The organism is Mesorhizobium sp. M4A.F.Ca.ET.020.02.1.1 (genome assembly GCF_004022645.1).
Lineage (GTDB): Bacteria > Pseudomonadota > Alphaproteobacteria > Rhizobiales > Rhizobiaceae > Mesorhizobium.
The window spans coordinates 1-1,214 of sequence record NZ_RZOI01001127.1; the positions used below are offsets into that span (position 1 = coordinate 1).

A 1,214-nucleotide genomic window follows, 5' to 3' on the forward strand; every position below is an offset into this window, starting at 1 on the left:
CGATGTCGTTGCCGCCGTGAATTGCGCGCGGGAAAACAAGCTCCTCGTCTCCGTGCGTGGCGGCGGCCACAACATTGCCGGCAGCGCCGTCTGCGACGGCGGCCTGATGCTCGATCTGTCGCTGATGAAGTCGGTGCGGGTCGATGTCGCGGCACGGCGAGCCTGGGTCGGGCCCGGCGCCACGCTTGCCGATGTCGACAGGGAGACGCAGGCCTTCGGGCTTGCGATGCCAGTCGGCATCAATTCGACCACCGGCATTGCCGGCCTGACGTTGGGCGGCGGCTTCGGCTGGATCACCCGCAAATTCGGGCTGACCATCGACAATCTCGTTTCCGCTGACGTGGTCACCGCCGACGGAAAATTGCTGCGCGCCAGCCAGAACGAAAATCCCGACCTGTTCTGGGCGCTGCGCGGCGGCGGCGGCAATTTCGGCGTCGTCACGGCGTTCGAGTTTCAGCTCCATGAGTTCGGGCCGCAAGTGCTGTCGGGGCTTGTCGTCCATCCCTTCGCCGATGCCGGGAAAGTGCTGCGGGAATATAAGCAGGCGCTGGAAGATGCACCCGACGAACTGACCTGCTGGGTGGTCATGCGGCAAGCGCCGCCGCTGCCCTTCCTGCCGGCCGAATGGCACGGCAAGGAGGTGCTGGTGCTGGCCATGTGCTATTGCGGCGACATCGAGACCGGCGAAAAGGCGACCCGGAAGCTGCGCGCCATCGGCTCGCCGATCGCCGACGTCGTCGGTGTCAATCCGTTCACCGGCTGGCAGCAGGCCTTCGACCCGCTGCTTACGCCCGGCGCCCGCAACTACTGGAAGAGCCATGACTTCACCGAGCTTTCCGACGGCGCGGTCGAGGTCACCACGGCGGCGATTGCGAGGCTTCCGGGTCCCGAATGCGAGATATTCTTCGGCCATGTCGGCGGGGTGGCGGGCCGCGTCGAAGCGGATGCCACCGCGTTTCCGCAGCGCAGCTCGCATTTCGTCATGAACGTCCATGCCCGCTGGCGCGAGCCGGCAATGGACAAGGCCTGCATCGATTGGGCTCGCGGTATCTACGAGGCGACACGGCCTTACGCCGTCGGCACGGCCTATGTGAACTTCATGCCGGAGGACGAGACCGACCGGATCGAAGCGGCCTATGGCGGCAACTATCGCCGGTTGCTGGAGATCAAGCAGCGCTACGACCCGCAAAACCTGTTCCGCATGAACCAGAACC

The 1,214-nt window shown here is 65.4% G+C and carries 1 protein-coding gene; it reads left to right on the forward strand.

Annotated features, from left to right (window positions below; all coding sequences use genetic code 11):
* A partial coding sequence (locus tag EN742_RS35395; protein WP_148670549.1) for an FAD-binding oxidoreductase occupies positions 1 to 1,214 on the forward strand: 1,214 nt, incomplete at both ends.